Annotated in this window: 23 protein-coding genes; 13 read left to right on the forward strand and 10 right to left on the reverse strand. The window is 71.1% G+C overall.

Translation table 11 applies throughout. The annotated features are described in order from the left end of the window. The first annotated feature begins 9 nt into the window (after positions 1 to 9). The 6 genes from D0Z08_RS03250 to D0Z08_RS03275 are packed head-to-tail and all read left to right on the forward strand — an operon-like array spanning position 10 to position 4,093. Positions 10 to 1,137, forward strand: coding sequence for a PspC domain-containing protein (locus tag D0Z08_RS03250; RefSeq protein ID WP_182481113.1), 1,128 nt, complete (start codon positions 10 to 12; stop codon positions 1,135 to 1,137). Continuing rightward, the gene (locus D0Z08_RS03255) at positions 1,137 to 1,397 is read left to right on the forward strand and encodes a hypothetical protein (protein ID WP_118922536.1); all 261 of its coding nucleotides are present in this window, start codon (positions 1,137 to 1,139) and stop codon (positions 1,395 to 1,397) included. The genes D0Z08_RS03250 and D0Z08_RS03255 overlap by 1 nt, the downstream gene beginning before the upstream one ends. Next, positions 1,397 to 1,930 (forward strand): YbaK/EbsC family protein, encoded by a 534-nt coding sequence (locus D0Z08_RS03260; protein ID WP_425454038.1) that lies wholly within the window; start codon positions 1,397 to 1,399, stop codon positions 1,928 to 1,930. Before D0Z08_RS03255 ends, D0Z08_RS03260 begins: the two co-directional genes overlap by 1 nt. A gap of 4 nt (positions 1,931 to 1,934) precedes the next feature. Next, positions 1,935 to 2,879, forward strand: coding sequence for a hypothetical protein (locus D0Z08_RS03265; RefSeq protein WP_147381303.1), 945 nt, complete (start codon positions 1,935 to 1,937; stop codon positions 2,877 to 2,879). 49 nt (positions 2,880 to 2,928) lie between these two features. Beyond that, a complete protein-coding gene (locus tag D0Z08_RS03270; protein WP_245993579.1) occupies positions 2,929 to 3,459 on the forward strand; it encodes a SigE family RNA polymerase sigma factor in 531 nt (176 codons plus the stop codon). Continuing rightward, the gene (locus D0Z08_RS03275) at positions 3,452 to 4,093 is read left to right on the forward strand and encodes a hypothetical protein (RefSeq protein WP_118922542.1); all 642 of its coding nucleotides are present in this window, start codon (positions 3,452 to 3,454) and stop codon (positions 4,091 to 4,093) included. The genes D0Z08_RS03270 and D0Z08_RS03275 overlap by 8 nt, the downstream gene beginning before the upstream one ends. 19 nt (positions 4,094 to 4,112) lie before the next feature. On the opposite strand, the gene npdG is transcribed toward D0Z08_RS03275, so the two are convergent. Beyond that, complete coding sequence (gene npdG, locus D0Z08_RS03280) at positions 4,113 to 4,841, reverse strand: NADPH-dependent F420 reductase (RefSeq protein WP_245993581.1); 729 nt, start codon at positions 4,839 to 4,841, stop codon at positions 4,113 to 4,115. Positions 4,842 to 4,936: 95 nt separating this feature from the next. Between npdG and D0Z08_RS03285 the strand changes: the two genes are divergently transcribed. The 3 genes from D0Z08_RS03285 to D0Z08_RS03295 all read left to right on the forward strand — a co-directional run bounded on the left by D0Z08_RS03285 (position 4,937) and on the right by D0Z08_RS03295 (position 10,974). Next, positions 4,937 to 5,980, forward strand: a complete 1,044-nt coding sequence (locus D0Z08_RS03285; RefSeq protein ID WP_118922546.1) for an LLM class F420-dependent oxidoreductase — start codon at positions 4,937 to 4,939, stop codon at positions 5,978 to 5,980. A gap of 168 nt (positions 5,981 to 6,148) precedes the next feature. Continuing rightward, positions 6,149 to 8,287, forward strand: coding sequence for an MMPL family transporter (locus D0Z08_RS03290; RefSeq protein WP_118922547.1), 2,139 nt, complete (start codon positions 6,149 to 6,151; stop codon positions 8,285 to 8,287). An 80-nt stretch (positions 8,288 to 8,367) separates the two neighbouring features. Next, positions 8,368 to 10,974, forward strand: a complete 2,607-nt coding sequence (locus tag D0Z08_RS03295; protein WP_118922549.1) for a bifunctional FO biosynthesis protein CofGH — start codon at positions 8,368 to 8,370, stop codon at positions 10,972 to 10,974. Here the strand turns inward: D0Z08_RS03295 and D0Z08_RS03300 are convergent. The 4 genes from D0Z08_RS03300 to D0Z08_RS03315 are packed head-to-tail and all read right to left on the reverse strand — an operon-like array spanning position 10,971 to position 15,004. After that, complete coding sequence (locus D0Z08_RS03300; protein ID WP_118922551.1) at positions 10,971 to 11,537, reverse strand: GNAT family N-acetyltransferase; 567 nt, start codon at positions 11,535 to 11,537, stop codon at positions 10,971 to 10,973. The genes D0Z08_RS03295 and D0Z08_RS03300 overlap by 4 nt on opposite strands. 40 nt (positions 11,538 to 11,577) lie before the next feature. After that, a complete protein-coding gene (locus D0Z08_RS03305; RefSeq protein WP_118922553.1) occupies positions 11,578 to 13,011 on the reverse strand; it encodes a sugar ABC transporter permease in 1,434 nt (477 codons plus the stop codon). Between the two features lie 9 nt (positions 13,012 to 13,020). Continuing rightward, entirely contained in the window at positions 13,021 to 13,800 is a 780-nt protein-coding gene (locus tag D0Z08_RS03310) for an ATP-binding cassette domain-containing protein (protein ID WP_118922555.1), read from the reverse strand. A 1-nt stretch (position 13,801) separates the two neighbouring features. After that, positions 13,802 to 15,004, reverse strand: coding sequence for a sugar ABC transporter substrate-binding protein (locus tag D0Z08_RS03315; RefSeq protein ID WP_118922557.1), 1,203 nt, complete (start codon positions 15,002 to 15,004; stop codon positions 13,802 to 13,804). 161 nt (positions 15,005 to 15,165) lie between these two features. Between D0Z08_RS03315 and D0Z08_RS03320 the strand changes: the two genes are divergently transcribed. Further along, positions 15,166 to 16,356, forward strand: coding sequence for an ROK family transcriptional regulator (locus D0Z08_RS03320; protein WP_118922559.1), 1,191 nt, complete (start codon positions 15,166 to 15,168; stop codon positions 16,354 to 16,356). A gap of 4 nt (positions 16,357 to 16,360) precedes the next feature. Here the strand turns inward: D0Z08_RS03320 and D0Z08_RS03325 are convergent, their stop codons facing one another. After that, entirely contained in the window at positions 16,361 to 16,969 is a 609-nt protein-coding gene (locus tag D0Z08_RS03325; RefSeq protein WP_118922561.1) for a DUF4126 domain-containing protein, read from the reverse strand. Between the two features lie 74 nt (positions 16,970 to 17,043). Here D0Z08_RS03325 and D0Z08_RS03330 point away from each other — a divergent pair, with 74 nt between their 5' ends. Further along, positions 17,044 to 17,529 (forward strand): DUF5709 domain-containing protein, encoded by a 486-nt coding sequence (locus D0Z08_RS03330; protein ID WP_118922563.1) that lies wholly within the window; start codon positions 17,044 to 17,046, stop codon positions 17,527 to 17,529. 89 nt (positions 17,530 to 17,618) lie between these two features. Next, complete coding sequence (locus tag D0Z08_RS31880) at positions 17,619 to 17,765, forward strand: GPGG-motif small membrane protein (protein ID WP_182481114.1); 147 nt, start codon at positions 17,619 to 17,621, stop codon at positions 17,763 to 17,765. Here D0Z08_RS31880 and D0Z08_RS03335 read toward each other — a convergent pair. The 4 genes from D0Z08_RS03335 to D0Z08_RS03350 all read right to left on the reverse strand — a co-directional run bounded on the left by D0Z08_RS03335 (position 17,758) and on the right by D0Z08_RS03350 (position 22,031). Then, entirely contained in the window at positions 17,758 to 18,975 is a 1,218-nt protein-coding gene (locus D0Z08_RS03335) for an endonuclease/exonuclease/phosphatase family protein (RefSeq protein ID WP_118922565.1), read from the reverse strand. The genes D0Z08_RS31880 and D0Z08_RS03335 overlap by 8 nt on opposite strands. A gap of 63 nt (positions 18,976 to 19,038) precedes the next feature. Beyond that, positions 19,039 to 20,187 (reverse strand): FAD-dependent oxidoreductase, encoded by a 1,149-nt coding sequence (locus D0Z08_RS03340; protein WP_118922567.1) that lies wholly within the window; start codon positions 20,185 to 20,187, stop codon positions 19,039 to 19,041. Then, the gene (locus D0Z08_RS03345) at positions 20,184 to 21,065 is read right to left on the reverse strand and encodes a DUF1295 domain-containing protein (protein WP_245993583.1); all 882 of its coding nucleotides are present in this window, start codon (positions 21,063 to 21,065) and stop codon (positions 20,184 to 20,186) included. The genes D0Z08_RS03340 and D0Z08_RS03345 overlap by 4 nt, the downstream gene beginning before the upstream one ends. 24 nt (positions 21,066 to 21,089) lie before the next feature. Continuing rightward, on the reverse strand, positions 21,090 to 22,031 hold the full coding sequence (locus D0Z08_RS03350; protein ID WP_220453993.1) for a LysR family transcriptional regulator: 942 nt from the start codon (positions 22,029 to 22,031) through the stop codon (positions 21,090 to 21,092). Positions 22,032 to 22,108: 77 nt separating this feature from the next. Between D0Z08_RS03350 and D0Z08_RS03355 the strand changes: the two genes are divergently transcribed. Next, positions 22,109 to 23,452 carry an FAD-dependent oxidoreductase gene (locus D0Z08_RS03355; protein ID WP_118922571.1) on the forward strand — a complete coding sequence of 448 codons (1,344 nt, stop codon included), beginning with the start codon at positions 22,109 to 22,111 and terminating at the stop codon, positions 23,450 to 23,452. The last annotated feature ends 9 nt before the right edge of the window (positions 23,453 to 23,461 follow it).

Below are 23,461 nucleotides of genomic sequence, written 5' to 3' on the forward strand. Positions count from 1 at the left end.
GGCCCTCGTGTGACCCGCGAGGAAGCCAAGGACCTCGGGCGCATCCGGCGTAGCCGGACCGACCGCAAGATCGCCGGAGTCGCGGGCGGCATCGCGCGCCACTTCGACGTCGACCCGCTGCTGGTGCGGGTCGGCCTGGTGCTGCTGGCGATCTTCGGCGGTGGCGGTGTCCTGGTGTACGCCGCCGGCTGGCTGCTCATCCCCGAGGAGGGCAGCGACGGGGGCGTGATCAAGGTCGAGCACCGCACCCGGACGGTGCTGCTCACGATCGTCGGCGCGATCGCCGCGCTGTCGCTCGTCGGAGACTCCATCGGCGGCTGGGACTTCCCGTGGCCGCTGGCGATCATCGGGCTGGTGATCGCGGCCATCGCCGCGGCCAGCCGCCCGAAGCCCCACCCCGGCCCGCTGCCGAGCAGCGGCTGGATCCCGCCGGGCACGCCCGGCCAGGTGCCCGGCGCGGAGGCCGGGTACGGCCCGACGTACCCGGGCTACCGGCCGGGGCCCAAGCCGCTGCCGGTCGACATCCGGCGGCGTGGCCCGATCCTCTTCTGGTTCACGATGGCGCTGGCCGGGGTCGCCATCGCCCTCGTCGCGACCGTCGACCTCGCCGGCTGGGACGCGCCGATCTCGGCGTACCCCGCCGCCGTGCTCGCGGCCTGCGGCGTGATGCTGCTCGTCGGCTCTTTGTACGGCCGCGCCGGCGGGCTGATCTTCGTCGGGCTGGTCGCCGCGCTGGCGACGCTGGCCGGGACCGCGGTCCAGGACCTCTCGACCGGCCAGATCAAGGCCCACCCGACCACCGCGGCGGCCGTCGACGACCGCTACTCCATCGGCGCCGGCGAGATCATCATCGACCTGACCGACCTGTCGCGGGTCGAGCTCGCGGAGCTCGACGAGCGGACCATCGAGGCCGAGGCCCGGTTCGGGCACATCCTGGTCGTGGTGCCCGACGACGGACTCGACGTGGTCGTGAACAGCACCATCGAGGGCGCCGGCGAGAGCGTGCTCTTCGGCGACCAGACCGACGGCTCCGCCGACAACACCTACGGCCACAGCGATGCCGACCCGGACGTGACGTTGGACCTCGAGGTGCTGTTCGGCCAGATCGAGGTCAAGACCGAGGAGGAGGCAGCGTGATGACCGAGCCCGAGCTCCCGCCCGAGGACCGCAAGGCTCCGAGCGGCCGGCACCCCGTCAACGTCGGCCACCTGGTGATGGGTACGGCGTTCGTCGGGCTCTTCACGGTGTGGGCCCTGATCAGCTCCGACACCGTCGAGCTCGGTGACGCGCACTGGCTGCTGCCGCTCCCGTGGCTGATCGCCGGCGTGGTCGGCCTGGCCGCCACCGTGCTCCGGAACGCCGGCCGACGACCCGGCAAGATGTCCGGGTGGATCTGATCTCGCTGCCCGGCCTGACCTCGTTGCCCGCGCTCACCCACCCCGAGCTGGTCGCACCCCGGGTCGCGGCCGCGCTCGCCGACTGGCCGGCCGCGGCCGGCCTGGCAGTCGTGGAGATCGACCCGGACCTCGCCGACACGGCAGCCATGAGCGCGGCGTACGACCTCCCACTCTCCGCGGGCGTCAACTGCGTGCTCGTCGCCGGCAAGCGGGAGGGCGAGGAGCGGATCGCCGCCTGCCTGGTGCGGGCCGACACCCGCGCCGACGTCAACCACACCGTCAAGCGGCTGCTGGACGTGCGCAAGCCGTCGTTCCTGCCGATGGAGCGGGCGGTGGCCGAGTCCGAGATGGAGTACGGCGGCATCACGCCCGTCGGTCTCCCCGGCGGGTGGCGGCTGCTGCTCGACGCCCGGGTCGTCGACGTCGAGGTGGCCGTGATCGGCTCCGGCCTCCGCCGCTCCAAGCTGCTGCTGCCCGGGTCCTTGCTCGCGGAGCTGCCGGGTGCCGAGGTGGTCGAGGGTCTGGCAGGCTGACCCGATGATGCGCCGGATGCTCGCGGCGGCTGCCGCCGTCGTACTCCTCGCCGGGTGCGACGGCTCCGGCGGCGAGGCCGACCCGAGCCCGAGCGCGAGCGCGGGCGACGGCTCCAGCGACGTGTCCAGCGACGCGACGACCGCCCCCACCACCGACGCCCCCATCTCGCAGGACGAGGCGGTCGCCTGTCCCGCCGGCGTCGTGGAGCTCGACCCGGAGCTGCCGGACGAGGTGCCCGAGGGCGCCACGTCGGTCCGCCTGTGCGCGGGTGGTGACGACGAGGTGACGCCACCGACGGACGCGCTCGTCACCGAGGTCGCGGCCGTCGTGGCGAAGGTCAACGACCAGCCCGTGGTCACGCGGGGCTGTGCGGACCGCCGGCTGCCGACGTACCAGCTGGCGTTCGGCTACCCCGACGGCTCGACCTTCGTCGTCGCCGGCAGGTTCACCGGGTGCGCGGAGGTGCTCGTCGGCAGCGGCCGCCGGGCCAAGGCGGGGCCGCCGCTGCGCACGTTCGTCGACTCCCTGGTCGCCCAGCGGGCGACCGCAGCCCCGCCCGACCGTGCGATCGACCCCGCCGACCTCGACTGCGCGCAGCAGCGCGAGGAGCACACCTGGCCGCTCGCTGATCCCACCGGGCTGATCGCCGCCGTGATGTGCGTCGGCGATCCCGACAGCCCGCAGGGCGCGCGGCGGACGGAGATCCGGGCGGGCGAGCTGGAGACGGTCCTCGCGAGCATCCGCACCGACAGCGGGCCTCCCAGGGCGACGTTCGGCTGTGGGGCGTTCAACCCCCAGGAGCCATGGATCGTCGGCACCAACGTCTGGGGCGATCCGATCACGATGACCCAGGAGTGCCTCGACTTCATGATGACCGAGGAACGCGCCTGGAAGCCCCGCGGAAAGGCGGCCAAGCTCGTCAATCGGCTGATCGATCGAGCGCGCTGACAACCTTCCGGCATCCCTCACCGCTTTGACTTAGGTGAGAGGAGGGCCGATGGAGCAGATGGTGGTGAGGGTGACGGACGGGCGGAGCGCCGGGACGGACGGCTTCGACGCGTTCGTCGCGGCCCGTGGCGATGCGTTGTGGCGGTCGGCCTGGTTGCTGACCGGTGACCACCAGCTGGCCGAGGACCTGGTGCAGACCGCACTCGCCAAGAGCTGGCGGGCCTGGGCACGGGTGGGTCCGGACAGCTTCGAGGCCTACGTGCGACGGGTGCTGTTCACGACCTACATCTCCTGGTGGCGACGGAAGTGGCGCGGCGAGCGCCCGACCGCGGAGCTCCCGGAGAAGGCGACCACGACGGTCGACACCGATGCCCGCAACGACCTGGTGGCCGCGCTGGCGGACCTGCCGCGCGGACAGAAGGCGGTGGTGGTGCTGCGCTACTTCGAGGACCTCACCGAGCAGCAGACCGCCGACGTGCTCGGCATCAACGTCGGCACCGTCAAGAGTCAGTGCTCACGCGCCCTGACCGCCCTGCGCTCCTCTCCCCGGCTGCAACGAGAGGACAACGACCATGAGTGACGAGCAGTGGCTGCGTGAGGGGCTGGCGGACGCCGTACCTCCGCCGCCCACCAACCCCGACCGAGCCCGCGCCGCGGAGCGGCTGGCCCGCCGCCGGCGCCGTACGACGTCGCTGGCCGTGCTGGGCACCGTCGGTGCCGTCGCGGCAGTGGCCGTGCTCACCGCGACGCTGACCTCCGGGGGCGACGACCCGGACAGGCCCGATGACCAGACCGCAGCGGACCCGCCTCCGGTCGTCGAGTGCCCGCCGATCAAGATCCACGACGGGACGGCCCAAGGCTCCGCGATCGACCAGCCCGACCCGGACGCACCGGGCGCGGTGCCCGAGGGCGCCACGTCGGCGCGGCTCTGCCAGGGCCCAGGCACGACCTTCGAGGTGCCGGACGACGCGCTGGTCACCGACGTCGACGGGCTGGTCGCCGAGGTCAACGCGCTCCCGGAGACCGGCGAGCCCGAGGTCTGCACGATGGACCTCGGCCCGGGCTTCCGGATCGCGTTCGGGTACGACGACGGTTCGACGTTCGTCGTCAGCGGCCAGCTCTACGGGTGCCGGACGCTGGTGGTCGGCAACGGCTACCGGTCCGAGCCGGAGGCTGCCCAGGCCGCGTTCCTGGCGCGCCTCGGCACCCAGTAGGGCGGGGCCGGCTCAGTCGTCAGTGCTCGCCGAGGCCGGTGATCCGCAGGCCGGAGTGCACCTTGTACTTCCGGTTGATCGAGATCAGCACGGCGGTGAACGGCTCGAGCTGGCGCGCCAGCCGGAGCTTGCCGCCGTCGATGCCGACCCGGCCCGTCACCGACGCTGCGAGCGCCATGGCGACCTGCTTGGCCTCGACCACGTCGCCGACGACGATCACGTCCTCGTCGAGGAAGCCGGGCTCCTCCCAGAGGCCGACGGCCGAGACGTTGTGGAAGGCGCCGACGACGGTCGCCTCGGGGGCAAGCTCCTGGGCCGACTCGGCGGCGGAGCCCTCACCGTTGTTGATGATCCGGCCGTGCGCGCCCCGCTTGTCGAACGCCAGGGGGTTGACGCAGGAGATCACCGTCTTGCCGGCCAGCGCCCCACCCGATGCCAGGGAAGCGACCAGCTCGTCGTGCCCGTCGTACGGCACGGCCAGGAGTACGACGTCGCACTGCGCGACGGCGTCGGCGTTGCTCGCGCCGCCCACTGTGCCGACGGGGCCCGCGCCCGTCGTACCGGCGATCTTCTCCCGGACCTCGTCCGCGACCGCCTCGGCCTTCTCCGCGGCCCGCGAGCCGAGCACGATGTCGTGCCCACCGAGGGCGAAGCGGTAGCCCAAGCCCTTGCCCTGCGGCCCGGTGCCGCCGATCACGGCCACGCGGTACCTGGCGTCCGACGCCGTGTCCGCCACTGTCTCCGTCACTGGTCCTCCTGAGTCACACCCGGTCGACGTTGCGAACGTGACAGTACTACTGTCACAGTTGACGTCGAACGCTACCCGTACCCGAAGGATCGCCCGTGAAGCTCTCCAGCTCATTGATGTACGCCGGCAACCCCCGCGAGGCCGCCGACCAGGTGACCGCTCTCGAGCAGGCCGGACTCGACACCATCTGGGTCGCCGAAGCCTACGGCTTCGACTCCCCCACGCTGATGGGCTACCTGGCCGCGAAGACCGAGACCATCGAGATCGGCTCCGCGATCCTCAACATCTACTCGCGCACGCCGGGCGCCCTGCTCCAGACCGCAGCAGGCCTCGACAACGTCAGCGGGGGCCGCGCGATCCTCGGTCTCGGCGCCTCCGGCCCGCAGGTGATCGAGGGCTTCCACGGCGTCCCCTACGCCAACCAGCTCGGCCGCACCCGCGAGATCGTCGACCTCATCCGGCGCGGCCTGCGTCGCGAGAAGCTCACCAACGACGGCATCTTCAAGCTGCCGCTGAGCAAGGAGGATGGCGCCGTCACCGGCCTCGGCAAGCCGCTCAAGCTGCTCACCCACCCCGAGCGCGACAGCGTGCCGATCTACATCGCGGCCCTCGGCCAGAAGTCCGTCCAGGGCACCGCCGAGTACGCCGACGGCTGGCTGCCGTTCCTCTACTACCCCGAGAAGGCGAAGAGCGTCTGGGGCGAGGTCGTGGCCAACGGCACCGCCAAGCGACCCGACAGCCTCGCCCCGCTCGAGGTCGTCGCCGGCGGCATGTGCGCCATCGGCGAGGGTCCCGAGACCAAGGCACTGCTCGACTTCGCCCGCCCCCTGATCGCGCTGTACGTCGGCGGGATGGGCGCGCGCGGCAAGAACTTCTACAACGACCTCTTCTGCGACTACGGCTTCGAGAAGGAGGCGAAGGAGATCCAGGACCTCTACCTCGACGGCAAGAAGCAGGAGGCGGAGGCGCTGGTCCCGATGGAGTTCCTCGAGGCGATGAACCTGGTCGGCCCCGAGTCCTACGTGAAGGAGCGGATCGCGGCCTACCAGGAGTCGGGCGTGACCAACCTGCAGATCACCCCGGCGGTCGAGGACGCTCCCGCCCTGGTGCGCCGGATGAAGGAGCTGATCGACGGCTGATCGACGGCTGGCTGTCACAAACCGGCCCGGCGCGGTGTCCTAGATGACGCCACGCCGGGCCGGTCTCGTCTGTTTTTACCTACGACGCGATGAATCCCTGACGCTCTCAGGGTCGGATCCGGCGAAACCCTGATGCCGATGTCCGTGGTCCCTGAAAGGCTGTGTTCCATGCACCGTCAGATAGCCGGCAAGCTCACCGGCCCCATCACCAAATGGATCGTCCTCGTCGGAGTCATCCTGATCGCCGGGGGCCTGGGCTCCCTCGCCGGGAAGCTCGTGGACGTCCAGAACAACGAGACCCAGTCCTGGCTCCCCGAGAGCGCCGAGTCGACCAAGGCGTTCGAGAAGCTGGGCGCGTTCCAGGACGAGTACGACGTCGGCACCACCGTCGTCTACTACCGCGCCGCCGGCCTGACCGAGGCCGACTTCGCCGCGATCGAGGAGCAGGCAGCCGAGATCGAGGAGCTCGACGGCATCACCAACGTGCTCACGCCTGCCCGGGCCGCCGCGGCCGAGGCACCGGTGCCGTTCGTGTCCGAGGACGGCCAGGTCGCGAAGATCGAGTTCACCGTCAATTTCGGCGACAAGCTGTGGGAGGAGCTGCCCGACCTCAAGACGGAGGTCGACGACATCACCTCGCTCCCGGACGGCGGCGAGGTCTACCTCGCCGGTGCCGGCGGGCAGAACGCCGATGCGGCGACGATCTTCACGTCCTTCGACAGCAAGCTGCTGCTGGTCACGCTGCTCGCGGTGATCCTGATCCTGCTCGTCAGCTACCGCAGCCCGTTGCTCTGGCTGCTGCCGATCATCAGCGCTGTGGTGTCGCTCGGTGCCTCGATGGGCCTGCTCTACCTCCTGGCGAAGAACACCGACCTGACCGTCAACGGGCAGACGCAGTTCATCATGACGGTGCTCGTGATCGGTGCCGGCACCGACTACGCGCTCCTGCTGATCGCCCGCTATCGAGAAGAGCTCCGCCGTCATGAGGACCGGCACGAGGCGATGGCGTTCGCGCTGCACCGCGCCGCCCCGGCGATCCTGGCCAGCGCCGCGACGGTCACGATCGGCCTGCTGTGCCTGATGTTCGCCGACCTCAACTCGACCGCGGGCCTGGGGCCGGCCAACGCCGTCGCCATCGTGGTGACCGTGCTGGTCATGGTTACGTTGCTGCCGGCGCTGCTGGTGATCTTCGGTCGTTGGATGTTCTGGCCGTTCGTCCCGCACTTCGGCTCCGAGGAGCCGACGGCGTCCGGACTCTGGGCCAAGGTCGGCACGTCGATCAGCGGCAAGCCGCGGATGGTCTGGATCGGCACGGCCATCGCTCTCGGCGTGGTCTGCCTGGGCTTCTTCCGGCTCGACACCGGCGGCATTCCCATCGACGAGCAGTACACGACCGACCAGGACTCCGTCACCGGTCAGGCCGTCCTGGTCGACCACGGGATGGAGGACGCCAGCACGCCGATCCAGGTCGTCGCCAACTCCGACAAGGCCGAGGACGTCGCCGCCGCGATGAAGGGCATCGACGGCATCGCCGAGCCGGTCATCGTCGGCAGCAAGGACGGCACGTCCCTGATCGCCGCCAACGTGCTGAGCGACCCCTACTCCGAGGACGCGTTCACCGCGGTCGAGGACGTGCGGGACGCCGTCCACGGCGTCGACGGAGCGAACGCGCTCACGACAGGCCTCAGCGCCGTGACGGTCGACATCATGGATGCGTCCGACCGTGACAACAAGGTGATCATCCCGATCGTCCTGGTGGCCGTGCTGCTCATCCTGTTCGTGCTGCTCCGATCGATATTGTCCCCGGTCCTCCTGATCGGCACGGTGATCCTGTCGTTCGGCGCCGCACTGGGTCTCTCGGGACTCGTGTTCGACTTCATCTACGGTCACGAGAACACCGATCCCGGGTTCCCACTCTGGGCGTTCGTGTTCCTCGTCGCCCTGGGCATCGACTACAACATCTTCCTGATGACCCGGGTCCGCGAGGAGACGATCAACCACGGGACCCGCAAGGGATCGTTGATCGCCCTGTCGTCGACGGGCGGCGTGATCACCTCGGCCGGACTGGTGCTGGCAGCGACGTTCGCGATGCTCGCGACGATGCCGCTGACCTTCACGCTGCAGCTCGGCACGACCATCGCGCTCGGAGTCCTGCTCGACACGATGATCGTCCGGTCGGTGCTGGTGACGGCGCTCAACCTCGACCTCGGCGCCAAGATCTGGTGGCCGAGCAAGATCGACAGCCACGACCACCCGCTGCCCGAGCCGGGGCAGGAGCCGGAGCGGGAGAAGGTGCCGGCGCTGTAAGGCTGGACAGTCTCACAACGGACCCCCGCTGGCCTAGAACTCGTTCTAGTTCCGGCGGGGGTCCGTTACGCTTGGCCGCGATGTCCGACACCGGGGCCGACCAGCCCACCCCCCAGCAGGTCCGCCGCGCCCTGGCGCGCGCCGAACGAGGCGCCGCGCTCGATCTCGACGAGGCGACCGTCCTCCTGGCGACGACCGGGGAGGACCTCACCCGCCTCACCGCCGCCGCCGCCAAGGTGCGCGACGCGGGTCTGGTCGCCGCCGGCCGCCCCGGAGTGCTGACCTACTCCCCCAAGGTCTTCATCCCCGTCACCCGACTGTGCCGCGACAAGTGCCACTACTGCACGTTCGTCGAGACGCCGAAGCAGGCCGCGCGCGAGGGGCGGTCGCCGTACCTCTCGCCGGACGAGATCCTCGCGATCGCCCGCGAGGGCGCCGCGCTGGGGTGCCTGGAGGCGCTGTTCACGCTCGGCGACCGTCCCGAGGACCGCTGGCCCGAGGCTCGGGCGTGGCTGGACGAGCAGGGGTACGACTCGACGCTGGCCTACATCCGGGCGATGGCGGTGCGGGTGCTGGAGGAGACCGGCCTGCTGCCGCACCTCAACCCCGGCGTGATGTCGTGGGAGGAGCTCAACCGGCTCAAGCCGGTCTCGCCGTCGATGGGCATGATGCTCGAGACGACCTCGCGGCGGCTGTTCGAGACCAAGGGCGAGGCGCACTACGGCTCCCCCGACAAGGATCCCGACGTCCGGCTGCGGGTGCTCGACGACGCCGGCCGGCTCTCGGTGCCGTTCACCACCGGCCTGTTGGTCGGCATCGGGGAGACCCTGGCCGAGCGGGCGGAGACGATCTTCGCGCTGCGCCGTACCTCTCGCGCCTTCGGCGCCGTCCAGGAGGTGATCGTCCAGAACTTCCGGGCCAAGCCGGACACCGCGATGCGCCACGTCGACGACCTGGGCCTCGACGACTACCGCGCGGCGATCGCGGTCACCCGCCTGGTCCTCGGCCCGAAGGCCCGGGTCCAGGCTCCCCCCAACCTGGTCGACCTCACCGAGTGCCGGCTCCTCCTCGACGCCGGCGTCGACGACTGGGGTGGCGTCTCACCGCTGACGCCCGACCACGTCAACCCCGAGCGCCCCTGGCCCTCCCTCGACCGACTCCGCGAGCTCACCGCCGAGTGCGGCTTCGAGCTGAGGGCCCGGCTCACCGTGCACCCGGAGTACGTCGTCGGCGCCCTCCAGCGCGGCGAGCCCTGGCTCGACCCCCGGGTCGCCGGCCACGTCGCCGCCCTGGCTGTCCTTGACGGACCCATGGCCGGCCTCGCCGTCCCGGGCATCCGCCCCACCGGCCTCCCCTGGCAGGAGCCCGACGGCGGATTCCAGTCCGCCGGCCGCACCGACCTGCACGCCGCTGTCGACACCGAGGGCCGCACCGACGACCGCCGCAGCGACTTCACCACGGTCTACGGCGACTGGGACGAGGTGAAGGCGGCAGCGCGCTCGACCGCCGAAATCGGGGTAGTCCCTGACGATTCTGTCGTCGGTCGGCCCAATTCACGACAGGATCGTCAGGGACTATCCGCGTTGCGCGCGGCCGAGAAGGACCCCGGCAACCTGTCCGACGAGCACGCGCTGACGTTGATGACGGCCGAGGGCGACCTGCTGCGCGAGGTGGTGCGGCTGGCCGACGAGCTGCGCCGCGACACGGTCGGGGACGAGGTGACGTACGTCGTCAACCGCAACATCAACTTCACCAACGTCTGCTACGTCGGGTGCCGGTTCTGCGCGTTCGCCCAGCGCAAGACCGACGCCGACGCCTACTCGCTGTCCTACGCCGAGGTCGCCGACCGCGCCCAGGAGGCCTGGGACCTGGGCGCCACCGAGGTGTGCATGCAGGGCGGCATCGACCCCGAGCTGCCGGCCACCGCGTACTTCGACCTGGTCGCCGCCGTCAAGCAGCGGGTGCCCGAGATGCACGTGCACGCCTTCTCCCCGATGGAGGTCGTCAACGGCACCGCCCGCACCGGCCTGTCGATCGAGGACTTCCTGATCAAGGCCCGCGAGGCCGGCCTCGGCTCGCTGCCCGGCACCGCGGCCGAGATCCTCGACGACGAGGTCCGGTGGGTGCTCACGAAGGGCAAGCTGCCGGCCCGCACCTGGATCGAGATCGTCAGCACCGCACACCGGCTCGGCATCCCGACCACCTCGACGATGATGTACGGCCACGTCGACAACCCCCGCCACTGGGTGGCCCACCTCCGCGTCCTCAGCAGGGTCCAGGACCAGGCGCTCGAGAACAACAGCACGGGCTTCACCGAGTTCGTCCCGCTGCCGTTCGTCCACACGTCCTCGCCGATCTACCTCGCCGGCGTGGCCCGGCCGGGGCCGACCCTGCGCGACAACCTCGCGGTCCACGCGATGGCCAGGATCCTGCTGCACGGCCGGATCTCGAACATCCAGACCAGCTGGGTCAAGCTCGGCGTCGACGGCACCCGCGCCATGCTGCAGGCCGGGTGCAACGACCTCGGCGGCACCCTGATGGAGGAGACCATCTCCCGGATGGCCGGCTCCGAGCACGGCTCCGCCAAGACCGTCGCCGAGCTCACCGAGATCGGCGCTGGGATCGGCCGGCCGGTGCGCGAGCGGACGACGACGTACGGCGTGCCGCCGACGCGCCAGAAGAGCTAACCGAGCGCCCGCTCGACCTCGGCCAGCACCGGGTCGCGGAGTCCGGCGCAGTCGTGCTCCCACCAGACGTCGCGATAGATGAGGCGTCCCGTCATCCACGGCTCGTGCGCGTCGAGGAGCGCGACCTGGCAGGCCGCATCGGGAGTACGGCGGGAGGCCGCCTCGCACCCGTGGTCGCTCGCCCGGGCGAACCCGCGCGCGCCGTAGTAGCGCGGATCTCCCTCGAGGAACACCGCGGGCGCACCGAGCGCGCGGGCGGAGTCGAGCGCCGCCGCCAGCAGCGCCGTACCGATGCCGTGGCCCTGGCGCCCCGGCTGCACGCACAGCGGGCTCAGGACCAGTACGTCGACCAGCCGCTCGCGGGCGTCGAGCCAGGCATGGCTCAGGCCGACGTGGCCCACGACAGCGCCCTCCTCGACCGCGGCCAGGCTCGCCCGGTCGAGGCCGCGGCTCACGACGTCCGTCCAGACGGCGGCAACCGTGGCACCCTCGTCACCGAAGGCGTTCGCGATCACCTGCCCAATGGCGTCGGAGTCGTCGGGGTCGGCGGGCCGGATCTGCACCGGACCAACCTGGCACCCGGACCGCCCGGGTCGCGACCGGTTATCCGCGTGCCGCGCGCCGCCTCGAGATCGCGTCGACAGCAGCCGCGATCAGCAGCACCACACCGGTGATGACCTGCTGCCACTGAGCATCGAGGCTGGGCCGGAGCAGGAGCCCGTTCGGGATGATCGCGATGACTAGCGCGCCGAGGATGGCGTCCCGGGGCCGGCCGCGGCCACCGAAGAGCGACGTACCGCCGATGACCGCTGCCGCAACCGAGAAGAGCAGCACGTTGCCGGAGCCGAGGTCGAGCGACGCGGACGACTGCGACGAGGCGAGCATGATGCCGCCGAGGGCGCCGAACGCAGAGCAGAGCGCGAACGCCGTCACCTTCATGTGGACGACGTCGATGCCGGCCCGCCGCGCTGCCTCCGGGTTCCCACCGGTGGCGTAGAGGTGGCGCCCCCAGGTGGTCTTCGTCAGCGCGATCGTGCACCCGATCATCAGGACGATCGCGATCGCGGCGGGCACCGGGATGCCCGAGATCACCTTGAACGGGTTGGTGTTGCGGTTCTGCGAGGCCCACGCGGTGATCACCACCGCGATCGCCGCCAGGGCCGCGCCCCGGGTCAGCACCAGGCTCATCGTCTCGTGCGCCAGCCCGGCCGCCTTCGCCCGCACCGACCGAAGCACGGTGTAGCCGACGTAGCCCAGGACGATCACCGAGACGAAGATCCAGCTGTTCGTCACGCTCAGCCTGCCGTAGGTCAGTTCGTGCCACAGGTCGTAGTTGGAGGTGTTGACCGGCTGACCGCTCAATGCGAACTGGAGGACGCCCTGCCAGGCGAGGAACAACGCGAGGGTGACGACGAAGCTCGGGATCCCCACCTTCGCGACGAGGTAGCCGTTGAAGATGCCGATGGCGGCGCCGATGCAGACGGCGGCGATCAGGGCCGGCACCAGGTGCTGGGTCTGGTTGGTCAGGACCAGCACCAGGCCGACCGCGACGACCACCGCGCCGGCGTACGTCTTGACCCAGATCGCGAGGCCGATGGCCAGCACCAGCCCGACCACGATCGACCAGTAGAGGGAAGCGGGGAGCCCGTCGTGCAGGCTGCCCTTGAACACGCCGACCGCGGCGAACGCCGCACACGCCCCGCCGGCGGTGCCCGCCGACAGGTCGATCTCACCGAGCAGCAGCACGAAGACCAGGCCCATCGCGATCACCGCGATGTAGGCGCCCTGGCCGGGGATGTTCCCGATGTTGTACGCCGACAGGAACTGGTCGCTCACCTGGCTGAACAGCAGCACCAGCACGACCAGCCCGAGCACGGAGGGCAGCGCGCCGGGATCACCGGTGCGCAGCTTGCCGAACCACGCACGGATCGCGCCGCGGATCGACACCTCCTCGGCGTCGAGCGAGAACCCGCTCGCCCGCTCGGGCTCGGGCAACGAGCCGGCTTCGACCCTGGTCTCCGGGGTTTCGGTGGGCATGCGTGCCTCTCAGATGTTCTCGCTGGCGACCGCGGGCGCCAGCCCGATGTCGCCGCTGCGGCCGGACGTGATCAACTCGACGATCTGGGTGGTCGTGGTGTCCTTCGTCCTCACCTCGGCGGCGACCCGGCCGAGGTAGAGGGCGGCCACCCGGTCGGCGACCTCCATCACGTCGTTCATGTTGTGGGAGATGAAGACCACGCCGCACCCCTGGTCGGCGAGCCGCCGGACCAGGTCGAGCACCTCACGCGTCTGGGCGACGCCGAGCGCGGCGGTGGGCTCGTCGAGGAACACGATCTTGCTGTTCCAGAGGACGGCCCGGGCGATGGCGACGGTCTGCCGCTGCCCACCCGAGAGGCTGGAGACCAGCTGCCGGACCGACGACACCGTGCGCACCGAGAGGCTCGCGAGCGTCTCGCGGGCCTGGCGCTCCATCGCACCGTCCGAGAGGAACGAGCCGAAGCGCCGCAGCTCCCGTCCCAGGAACATGTTCTGGGTGATGTCGAGGTTGTCGGCGAGCGCCAGGTCCTGGTAGACGAACTCGATCCCGAGGGCGGTCGCGTCCCGCGGGTCCGCGATCGTGACCGGCCGCCCCTCGAAGCGGATCTCACCGCTGTCGATCCCGTTGATCCCCGCGACGCACTTCACCAGCGTCGACTTGCCGGCGCCGTTGTCGCCGACCAGGGCCGTGACCTCGCCGGGATAGACGTCGAAGTCGACGTCGTGCAGCACGTGGACTGGACCGAAGCTCTTGTTGAGCTTCGAGATCTGGAGGAGCGGCTCGGTCACGTCAGCTCAGCCCGAGCTCGTCGCAGTCGTCCTCGATGCCGGCGCAGAGCTCGTCGACGGTGAGCGCCCCGGCGTCGATGATGTCCTGCACGTTGGCCTGGGTGATCACCTGGGCGGGCAGGAGCACCGCCTGCAGGTCGTGACTCGGAGCCTCCGGGTCCTCGAACGGCTCCAGCACGATGCCCGCGTCGGCCGGGTCCGTGCCCTGGATGAGCGCGATCGCCAGCTGGGCGGCGGCGGTGGCCTCGAGCGTGACGTCCTTGAAGATCGTCAGGCTCTGCTGGCCGGTGATGACGTTCTGCAGGCCCTCGACGCTGGCGTCCTGTCCGGTCACCACGACGTGGCCGTCCAGTCCGGGGTCCTTCAGGACGCCGATCACGGCGTTCGCGATGTCGTCGTTGGCCGCGAGCACGCCCTGGACGTCACCGCCGGCCGCGGTGAGCGCCTGGTTGAACGTGGGCGCGGCGTTCTCGACGTCCCAGCCCTTGACCGTGGCCTCGGACACGATCTCGATGTCGCCCGCCTCGTCCAGCGGGTCGAGCACCTCGTGGGCGCCCTTCGCGAAGAGCACCGCGTTGTTGTCGACGTCGGTCCCGCCGTTCATCATGATGATCCGCGGCTTGTCGATGTCCTGGGCCTCCAGGCAGTCGACCAGGGTCTGCGCCTGCAGCCGGCCGACGTCCTGGTTGTCGAAGGACACGTAGTACGGCGCGGAGCCGCCGAGGTTGACGCGGTCGTAGTCGATGACGTCGACACCGGCCTCGTCCGCGGCCTGCTCGACACCGGCGCCCGACGCGGCGTCGATCGAGTCGATGATCAGGACGTCGACGCCCTGGCCGATCATGCTCTGCGCGATCGACGTGAACTTGTTCTTGTCGCCCTGGGCGTTCTGCACGTCGGCCTCGATGCCGGCGTTGGTGAGCGCCTCGGTCAGCAGCGGTGCGTCGTACAGCTCGTACCTCGTGGACGACGTGGTGTCCGGCAGGATCACGCCGACCTTGCCCGACGCCTGCGCGGAGGTGTCGACCGGCGGCGGGGCCGACGCCTCGCTCGTGGGCGGGTTCTCGAGGGAGCAGGCGGCGGTGATGTCGGCGTCGCCGCCTCCCCCTCCGCCGTCGGAATCGGCGCAGGCGGCCAACGCGGTGGCGCCGAGAAGTACGGCGGCACCGAACGCGGTGGAGCGGCGGAAGGCTGGTGTGGACATGGGACTCCTCGACGCAGGGGTGGAACGCGAACTTTGATCGAGTGTCGACCGTCACGCTGTTGCCGTCAAGACTTGAACACAAAAACTCTCTTTTCCCGCCAAAGACTCGCAGTAGTGATCGCTGCTTGACCACAAACCCATCGACAGGGCACAGTTCCGCCATGCCTTCCGTACCCGGCGACTCCGCTCCGGGTTCCCCCGCGTCCCTGCGGACCGCGAACCAGCAGCGGGTGCTCGACGTGCTCCGGACCGCGGCCCCGGGTCCGCACGTCGCTGACGCGGGGGGCCGCCCGACGGCGTTCACCCAGGCAGAGCTCGCGCGCGAGACCGGTCTCGCCCGCGCGACGATCTCCAACATCGTGCGGGAGCTCAGCGCTGCCGGTCTCGTCGACAGCGAGGCCGGCAGTGGCCGGCGCGGCTCAGCGGTCAGCCTTTCTCCGGCGGCCGGTGTCGTCGCCGGCGTGGACTTCGGCCACAGCCACCTCGCCGTGGCGATCGGCGACCTGACCGGTCAGGTGCTCGTGGAGGAGCGGCGGCACCTGGCTGCCTCGCTCGAGCACGACGAGGCCCTCGCACTCGCCGCCGAGCTCATCGACGGCATGCGCCCACCCGGCAGCGCCCTGCGACACATCGGGATGGGTCTGCCGGCGCCCGTCACCGAGGACGTCATCCGCACTCCGGCCATCTTCCCGGGCTGGCGCGGCGTCGACGCGGCCCGCGCGGCCGCCGAGGTGCTCGGCGCACCCGTCGACGTCGAGAACGACGCCAACCTCGGAGCGCTCGCCGAGCACCGCTGTGGCGTCGGCCGGGGTCGCGACAGCTCGGTGTTCGTCAAGATCTCGTCCGGTGTCGGCGCCGGCATCATCATCAACAACTCGCTGTTCCACGGCGCCGGCGGGACCGCCGGCGAGATCGGCCACCTCACCCTCGACGAGCAGGGACCGATGTGTCGCTGCGGAAGTCGCGGCTGCCTCGAGGCCTACACGTCGGTGGGCGCGGTGACGGCGATGATCGCCGGCCAGTACCCGAAGGCCACCCTCGACGACATCGTCCAGGCCGCCCAGGACGGCGACGTGTCCGCGCGGCGGGCCCTCGAGGACGCCGGGCTCCACCTCGGCTGGGGCCTGGCCACCATCGTCAACCTGCTCAACCCGTCGGTGATCGTCGTCGGTGGCGACATGGCCCGCGCCGGCGAGCTGCTCCTCGAGCCGGCCCGCATCGGCCTGCGCCGCCACGCGCTCGACGCCGTCGCGCAGACACCCGTCCTCGCGAGCCAGCTCGGCGAACGGGCCAGCCTCGTCGGCGCCGTACTGCTCGCCGCGGAGCGCACCGAGCTGCTTGTCCAGACTTGATCGCCTACTGAGGTTGCTCCTGCTTGCGGGCCTTCCGCCGGTCCCACCAGCCCTTGAACCTTTGCCAGCCGCGCCGGATCAGCTTGATGGCGAACCACAGCACCACCAGGCCGATCAGCAGGAACGTGCCGGCGATCCCGGCCGCGATGTAGGGATGCTCGATCGCGAACCAGACCAGCGCGAGCACGACGATGTCCTCGGTCGCGCTCACGGTCACGTTGCTGAACGGCTCGGGGACGCTGTTGATCGCCAGCCGGGTCCCGGTCTTCACCGAGTGCGAGCCCAGCGCGCTGCTGCCGCCGACGATGCCGCCCACCAGCGCGTTCATGGACTCGGAGTCGCCCGCCAGCAGCACCCCGATGGCACCGCCGACCACGGGCCGGATCGCGGTGGAGATCACGTCCCACGCGGAGTCGACGTACGGAACCTTGTCGGCGACGAACTCGAAGGCGTACATCAGCCCGGCGACCGCGAGCACGTCCCAACGACCGAGCTCGTCGGAGATCTGCTCGAAGCCGCCGACGCGCTCGGCGATGCCGAGCACGAGGACGACCAGGTAGGCGTTGACGCCGCTGGCCCAGCCGCTCGAGAAGGTCAGGGCGAGGGTCTCCACGCCGGAAGGCTAGGGCGTGCCTCCTCATCCCGCCATCGCCGTCTGTTGCCGTCGGGACCGGGTACTCCCCCGACATGACCATCGACGATCCGAACGGCGACCTCAGCCCAGACCCGGACACCGAGAGCTACGGCGACTACAGCGTCGACGACGAGGACCAGCTCCAGCCGGCCGACACCCTGGACGACCCCGATGTCGAGGACGCGCTGGACCGGGGCTACTCACCGCCGGAGCGCTACTCGGCGGCACAGGGCTTCGGCAACACGCCCGCCGAGGAGGAACGCGGCGAGACCCTGGAGCAGCGGGTCGCGCAGGAGGAGCCGGAGCCCGACCCCTACGCGTGGATCGACCAGGGCCCCGACGCGATCGTCGACGACGATGTCGACAGCGGCGAGGTCGGGGGCGAGCGGGCGGGCCGGCTCGTCGAGCCCGACGAGGGCGTCCGCGGCGACACCGAGGAAGGCATGGTCGGCACCGACGTCGGGATCGACGGCGCGGCTGCCAGCGCCGAGGAAGCCGCTGTGCACGTGGTTCCGGAGGAGCCCGTCGAGCCGCTGTAGCCCCCTCCCGCCCGTCTGCGATCACACCCCGCGGGTACCACTAGGCCGGCAGATCAGCGCGATCTGTCACCGATCAGGAGGTTGAAACGATGCTCGCTTTCATTCTGTGGATTCTCGCGGTGGTGCTGGTGGTCTCCGGGATCGTCAGCCTGTTCCGCGGTGAGCTGCTGTGGGGCATCCTGCTCATCGTCGTCGGACTGCTCGTGGGCCCGGGCGGCGTCAGCCTCTTCACCTGATGTCGATCCAGACCATCCGGTGATCTGACGTCGGGAACTGGAAGGTCCCCGTGAGCCGGTAGAGCGGGTCCGTCGTGGTCGGCCAGAAGATGCCGGACCCGACGGTCCGCAACTGGCGCGAGGGCAGGACGTAGTCGACACGGAGGTTGCCGGGCGCACCGTCGGCGAAGTCGGCGGTGTCGTACGCCGGGTCGCCCTCGTGGGTCGCGTTTGCCCCACCCTGGAGGAGGCTCGCCTCGGGACCTCCCTCGGAGGTGGGGTCGCTCTCGCCGATGAGCGGATGGTCCAGCAGCTGCAGGATCGCGTCGTCGACCGAGTCCCCGTCGTGGGGGTCGGCGTTCTGGTCGCCGGCGATGACGAACTGCGTGCCCGGCCGGAGCCCGCCGTACCGGCCGTTGTCGTCGTAGATGTACGACGCCCGCGGGCCGCCGGACACGTAGTCGGCCCAGAACCTGATCTCGTCGTGGTTGCGGGTGCCGTTGCGGTCCTCGGCGCCGTCGAAGGTCGGCGGCGTCGGGTGCGAGACGAGGAAGTGCACGACCTTGCTGCCGACCTGGATCGGCAGGTCCCAGTGCGACTTGGAGGAGAGGCGGAAGACCGCCTGCTCCTCGGGTGAGTACCAGTCCGCGGGCTCCGGCGTCGCCGGGTCGTCCGGCAGCAGCGCGCCCGGCATGTCCTTCCAGAGGAAGTGCTGGAACGTGCGGGCCTGGCCGGCCAGGATCGGGTGCTTGGAGTAGACGACCATGCCGTACTGACCGGGGAAGAGCCCGAAGCCGAACGCGTCGTCGCCGCCCGAGACCTGGCCGTTGTTGTTGAGGTCGAAGCCGCTCGGGACACCGGTGTTGGACGGCGCGATGAAGGCGTAGGGGTACTCGATCGGGTCGGCGCCGTTCTGGCCGACCTCGAGGTAGTTGTCGCGGAACAGGTCGACGGCCGCGGGCGCGTAGTCGAACTCGTTGATGAGCACCACGTCGGGGTCGACGCGCTGGATGGTCTCGGCGACGTTGCGCGCCTGCTGGTTGTCGGGCGTCGACAGGTCGCTGACCAGCTGGCCCTCGGCGCCGCGGTTGAGCGACGCGTTGAACGTGGCGAACCGCTCCGGGTCACCGCCGCCGCGGGCGTCGGGTGCCGCTGTGGCCGTGGCCGTGGCCGTCAGGCTGCCGCCGAAGGCGAGGACAGCAGCGAGCAGGAAGAGAGGGGTACGGCGCATGGCGGCCTCCGAGCAGGGGCGATGGCGGGACGTGGAGAAGGTACGTCGTCGCCCCGACAGTCGCTAGCGCGTCGTCGATGAAGGTTCGGTGAACCCCGGCTCGGCGGGCCGGACGCCCTTGTAGATGCCACGCCGGACGATCCAGGGCTGCAGCAGGTGCCGCACGGACCAGGCCGGGAAACGGAACGGCAGACCGGACGGCGCGAACACCTGGAGCCCGTCGGCCTGCGGGCCGATCACCGAGCCCCAGCGGGAGCGCGGAGCGCGGAACGACCGCAGCCGTCCGCCGGCGAGGTGCGCGCGGATGTTGTGCGCGAGCAGGCGGTCGGCCCGGTTGCGGGCCGATGAGCGGAGCGGATCGGTCGCCGCGACGTCGCCGATCGCGAAGATCCCGGGCCGGGCCGGTGACTCAAGAGTCGGGCGGACCCGGACGAACCCGTCGTCGTCGAGCACCTCCGCCGGCAGCCACGCCGTGTTGGGGCGGACCTGCCCGACGGCCCACAGGACGGCGTCCGCCTGCATCGGCTGCTGGCCGGTGCTCCAGCAGACCGGACCGTCGGTGATCCGGTCACACGCGAAGCCGTCCGGGACCTGCGCGCGGTGACCGGGGTGCAGGCGGACCCCTGCGTCGGTCAGGCGGGAGTGGACGTGGGACCAGACGCGGGGATGGTGCCGCGGCAGGGCGCGCTCCCCGGGGAAGCAGAGGTCGACCCGCTTCTCCGGCCACCGGACGGCGAGGTTGAGCGCGCTGCTGACGGCCGCGGCGCCGCCGCCGACCACGACGATCGTGGCCGCGTCGGCCAGGCGCTGGTGGGTGTGCTGGAGGTCGGCGGCGACCTCGTCGGCGGTCTGCAGGTGGGGTCGGCGCCAGAAGCCGTTGGTGACGCCGGTGGCGAGGACGAGCACGTCGTACGGCTCGGTCCGGAGCGACCCGTCCGGCAGGGTGACAGCGACCGCGGCCGCGTCGGCGTCGAGACCGGTCAGCGTGCCGTGGACGGTGCGGACGCCGTCGAGCCGGCGGTAGCGGTCGAACGGGTGCCAGTAGTCACGGCTCCAGGTCTCCGGCCGGGTCAGGCGCAGGCCGAGCTCCTGGCCGCTGACCAGCCCGGGCTTGGTCGAGATGCCGACGACGTCGGCATGGCGGGCGAGGTGGATCGCCGTCAGCAGCCCGCTGTCGCCGAGGCCGGCCACCAGGACCCGGGGCCGGGTCACGGACGGTTCCGTCGCGGCGGGCGCGGGACGAGCATGGGCACCCGGTCGATCACCGCCTGGTACGACGGACGCCGCTCCAGGCTCCGGGCCTCCATCATCGGGATGCTCGCACCGAGGAACATCGCGAGCATGGCGACGGTGCCGGCCAGGACCCACCACCAGTCGCCCGGCGCGGCCGCGAGCCCGAACAGCCCGAGGGCGAGCCAGAAGCTGATCTCCCCGAAGTAGTTGGGATGCCGCGACCAGCCCCACAGCCCGCGGTCCATCACCTCGCCGGGCCGGCGGTCGCGGATGAAGCGCCGCATCTGGCCGTCCGCGACCAGCTCGAGGACCACCGCACCGACGCCGGCAACGAGCGCGACGCCGTCGAGCCATCCGACGTCCCGGCCCGGGCGCGCGACGGCGGCGTAGACCGGCAGCACGCCGAGGAAGACCTGGAACGTCGGGACCAGGTGGATCGCGAAGAAGTCGACCGGGAGCTCGAACCGCCCCGCACGCTCGCGGAGCATGGGGTAGCGCCAGTCCTCGTGGTGCAGGCCCGGGAAGCCGATCACCCAGTTGGCCGTGAGCCTGACCGCCCACAGGAACACCACCGCGAGGACCAGCATCGTCCGGATGTCGTCGCCCTCACCGCCGCTCGCGACCACCCAGTAGACGGCGAGGTACGGCGGCAGCACGCTCCAGTACGGGTCGTAGAAGCTGGAGTTGTGGTGCCAGCGGCTGGCAGCGAACACCACCACGGTGGCGATCAGGTCGGCGACCAGCGCGTCCAGCCAGAGCCGGTCCGTGTCCGGCCCCCGGACCAGCCATGCGGTCGCCGTACCGAAGGCGAGCAGGTAGGCGACCGCCACGCGGACCATCGACTCTGCCTTGCTCACCTGCCGAGGATAGAGGAACGTGTTCTAGTTTTTCGCTCGCACGGGTCTCGTGTGATCGGCTGCCCAGGCCACCAGGTCGCGCGCGGGACCCTCGGGCGGGTGGGCACCGCCGCGCCACACGGCGTGCAGCCGGCGGGTGAGGTCGAGTCCGGCGACGTTGATGGGCACCAGCCGGCCGGTGCTGAGGTCGTCGCGGATCGCGTGCGCGCCGAGGGCCGCGGGACCGGCTCCGGCGGCAACAGCGGACCGGACGGCCGCCGTACTGGAGAGCTCCAGGGCGGGCGGCGCGGTCGGGAGACCCTCGAGCGCCCGCTCGAGGACGGTGCGGGTGCCGGAGCCGCGCTCTCGGACGACGAGCGGCGTCGCGGCCAGCGTGGAGGCGGTGACCCGGCGGCTGGACCGCAGGGCCCAGGGGTGACCGGGCCCGACGACCACCACCAGGGTGTCGGTGCCGACCAGCCGGTGCTGCAGGTCCTCAGGCGCGGCGGGGCCCTCGACGAAGCCCAGGTCGACCTCGCCCGTCGCCACCAGAGCCGCTACCCGCTCGCTGTTGGTCGCCGTCATGGTGACGTCGGTCGGCACCCGACCGAGCTGCGCCTGCCGCGCGCGGAGCGCGACCAGCCAGCCCGGCAGCAGGTGCTCGGCGATCGTCAGGCTGGCGGCGATGCTGAGGTGGCCGCGACGATCGGCGCGGAGCGCGGTGATGCCGGCGTCGAGCTGCTCGGCGGCCTCCAGCACGCCTGCTGCCCACTGCACGAGCAGCTCGCCGGTCGGGGTCAGCGCCGATCCGCGCCGCGAACGGTCGAGCAGCGCCGCGCCGACCAGCGACTCCATGGTCCGTACCCGCGACGAGGCCGCCTGCTGGGTGATGCCGAGCTCGGCAGCAGCCGCACTCAGGCTCCCGGTGCGGGAGACGACCACGAGGAGCTCGAGCGCGCGCAGCTCCGGCACGTGGGATCCCAACACGAGACACAAGCCTACCTTGTGACCCCACAACCACAACCTCGTTCTGTGACGGGCCATCCGTGTCCAGACTGGAGGACATGACCCAGAGCCCCTCACAACTGCGCATTGCGATCGTCGGCGGCGGACCGGCCGGCATCTACGCCGCCGACATCCTGACCAAGTCCGATGCCGACGTCTCGGTGGACATCCTCGAGCGGCTCCCGGCGCCCTTCGGCCTGGTCCGGTACGGCGTCGCGCCCGACCACCCCCGGATCAAGGAGATCGTCAAGGCGCTCCAGCGGGTGCTCGCCAAGCCGGAGGTCCGCCTCCTCGGCAACGTCGAGTACGGCGTCGACGTCAAGCTCGACGACCTCCGCGACTTCTACGACGCCGTGGTCGTCGCCACCGGCGCGATGGCCGACCGCGACCTGGGCATCCCCGGCGAGGACCAGTCGTACGGCGCCGCCGACTTCGTCTCCTGGTACGACGCCCACCCGGACGTGCCGCAGACCTGGCCCCTGGACGCCACCAGCGTGGCGGTCCTCGGTGTCGGCAACGTGGCGCTCGACGTCGCCCGGATCCTCGCCAAGACCGGCGACGAGATGCTCACCACCGACATCCCTGCCCACGTCTTCGAGGGACTGAAGGCCAAGACCACGACCGACGTCCACGTCTTCGCCCGCCGCGGCCCGGCGTACGCGAAGTTCTCGCCGATGGAGCTGCGCGAGCTCAACCACTCGCCCAACGTCGAGGTGATCGTCCACCCCGAGGGCTTCGACGTCGACGAGCACGGCATGGAGCACATCGGCAAGCACAAGGCCCAGAAGATGGTGCTCGACACGCTCGCCAACTGGGTCGGCCGCGAGCCGGTCGGCAAGGCACACCGGATCCACCTGCACTTCGCCGAGGCGCCGGTCGAGATCCTCGGCGAGGACGGCGTGACCACGCTGCGCACCGAGCGCACCCGTCCGCTCGGCGACGGCGGCGTCGAGGGCACCGGGCAGGTCACCAACTGGGACGTCCAGGCCGTCTACCGCGCCGTCGGCTACCGGAGCACGGCGCTGCCCGGCCTCCCGTTCGACGACCGCGCCGCCGTTATCCCCAACGACGGCGGCCGGGTGCTCGACCTCGACGGCGACCCGATCCCGGGCACCTACGTCACCGGCTGGATCAAGCGCGGCCCGGTCGGCCTCATCGGTCACACCAAGAGCGACGCAGCCGAGACGATCGGCCACCTGCTGGCGGAGACCACCCCGACCGCGGTCCTCCGCGACCCGGCCGACGTCGACGCCTACCTGGCCGAGCGCCAGGTCGACGTCGCGACCTTCGACCACTGGGAGCGGCTCAACCAGCACGAGATCGCCCTCGGCGAGGCCGAGGGACGCGAGCGGGTCAAGGTCGGCGAGCGCGAGGAGATGCTGAGGGTGGGCCGCCCGATCTGACCGCTGCGC

Origin of the sequence: Nocardioides immobilis, assembly GCF_003515065.1 — a bacterium.
Taxonomy (GTDB): Bacteria; Actinomycetota; Actinomycetes; order Propionibacteriales; family Nocardioidaceae; genus Nocardioides; species Nocardioides immobilis.

What these genes read in the sequence shown, in the direction of transcription:
- D0Z08_RS03255 (WP_118922536.1), top strand. Translation starts at nt 1,137, where the DNA reads ATGACCGAGCCCGAGCTCCCGCCCGAGGACCGCAAGGCTCCGAGCGGC.
- D0Z08_RS03265 (WP_147381303.1), top strand. Translation starts at nt 1,935, where the DNA reads ATGATGCGCCGGATGCTCGCGGCGGCTGCCGCCGTCGTACTCCTCGCC.
- D0Z08_RS03270 (WP_245993579.1), top strand. Translation starts at nt 2,929, where the DNA reads ATGGAGCAGATGGTGGTGAGGGTGACGGACGGGCGGAGCGCCGGGACG.
- D0Z08_RS03275 (WP_118922542.1), top strand. Translation starts at nt 3,452, where the DNA reads ATGAGTGACGAGCAGTGGCTGCGTGAGGGGCTGGCGGACGCCGTACCT.
- D0Z08_RS03290 (WP_118922547.1), top strand. Translation starts at nt 6,149, where the DNA reads ATGCACCGTCAGATAGCCGGCAAGCTCACCGGCCCCATCACCAAATGG.
- D0Z08_RS03295 (WP_118922549.1), top strand. Translation starts at nt 8,368, where the DNA reads ATGTCCGACACCGGGGCCGACCAGCCCACCCCCCAGCAGGTCCGCCGC.
- D0Z08_RS03305 (WP_118922553.1), bottom strand. Translation starts at nt 13,011, where the DNA reads ATGCCCACCGAAACCCCGGAGACCAGGGTCGAAGCCGGCTCGTTGCCC.
- D0Z08_RS03315 (WP_118922557.1), bottom strand. Translation starts at nt 15,004, where the DNA reads ATGTCCACACCAGCCTTCCGCCGCTCCACCGCGTTCGGTGCCGCCGTA.
- D0Z08_RS03320 (WP_118922559.1), top strand. Translation starts at nt 15,166, where the DNA reads ATGCCTTCCGTACCCGGCGACTCCGCTCCGGGTTCCCCCGCGTCCCTG.
- D0Z08_RS03330 (WP_118922563.1), top strand. Translation starts at nt 17,044, where the DNA reads ATGACCATCGACGATCCGAACGGCGACCTCAGCCCAGACCCGGACACC.
- D0Z08_RS31880 (WP_182481114.1), top strand. Translation starts at nt 17,619, where the DNA reads ATGCTCGCTTTCATTCTGTGGATTCTCGCGGTGGTGCTGGTGGTCTCC.
- D0Z08_RS03335 (WP_118922565.1), bottom strand. Translation starts at nt 18,975, where the DNA reads ATGCGCCGTACCCCTCTCTTCCTGCTCGCTGCTGTCCTCGCCTTCGGC.
- D0Z08_RS03355 (WP_118922571.1), top strand. Translation starts at nt 22,109, where the DNA reads ATGACCCAGAGCCCCTCACAACTGCGCATTGCGATCGTCGGCGGCGGA.